Source organism: Pseudoalteromonas phenolica (assembly GCF_005886345.1).
GTDB classification, from domain to species: Bacteria; Pseudomonadota; Gammaproteobacteria; order Enterobacterales; family Alteromonadaceae; genus Pseudoalteromonas; species Pseudoalteromonas phenolica_A.
The window spans coordinates 1-853 of sequence record NZ_PNEC01000097.1; the positions used below are offsets into that span (position 1 = coordinate 1).

At 36.2% G+C, this 853-nt stretch carries 1 protein-coding gene; it reads left to right on the forward strand.

Annotation, left to right across the window (positions count from 1 at the left end):
- Positions 1-454 (forward strand): hypothetical protein (locus CWB72_RS20670; RefSeq protein ID WP_171037376.1); only part of this gene is annotated, 454 nt, incomplete at its 5' end.
- Between the last annotated feature and the right edge of the window lie 399 nt (positions 455-853).

Sequence of the window (853 nt, forward strand, 5' to 3'; positions counted from 1 at the left end):
AGAGGACTCATTTGGTTCAGAAGATTCATTTGGTTCAGAAGATTCGTCAGGAACCGGTATTGACACCTTCCCGACTAATGCGACAACAACCAAAAAAGGTGTGTTGTTTATGGAGCGTCAAGTTGATGAATTTGTCGTTGAAAACCACGTGGTGTGTCTCAAAACAAACAAACGATTTAGTATTGGACAAGCATCAGATGACACAGCTCTAAATTACAATGTAAATTACATAGTAAATGGGGTATACAAGAAGAAAAAAGATAAACTTATTTTACGGCTAGCGTTTGATAATTCAAAGCCAATTGAGAGCATTAAGTTATCTCTTACTGACGACCCTCAGTATCAATTTTCAGGTACTTGGAAAGTAAAAAAAAGTGTGACAACAGTCAACGTGTCTTACCAAGGGGAACAGGCTTATTATCAGTATGGCTGTGGTACGACTTTTGGATTCTAACTTCTCTTAGTAAATAGCACTTCAAAGTCACTTTGAATGTGCTATTTCCGAACACTTTCTCTCAGCAATATGTTTTAAGCAGTTTTTGATACTTTTACGTTGCGATGGGCTAGAATAACCTTATGCTATTACTAGGTATTATTATACCCATATTTAATTGACTATTTTTAATTGTTAGGTTAAAAAGTAGGCGCTTCCTCATGGCCAAAGCATGTAAATGACAAGTCAGTTTAATAGATACCAAGCACTAGTGTAACTCCCCCAAAAAGTGAAACAGTTCATAAGTAGAATTTTCCATTAACTAAAATAACCTCAGATCTGTATAAGAATTAAAGTCGAGTCACTTTTATGCTCGGCTTTTTAGTCTGAAAAGTGTAGGCAGATCGGTATCGCGTAGTG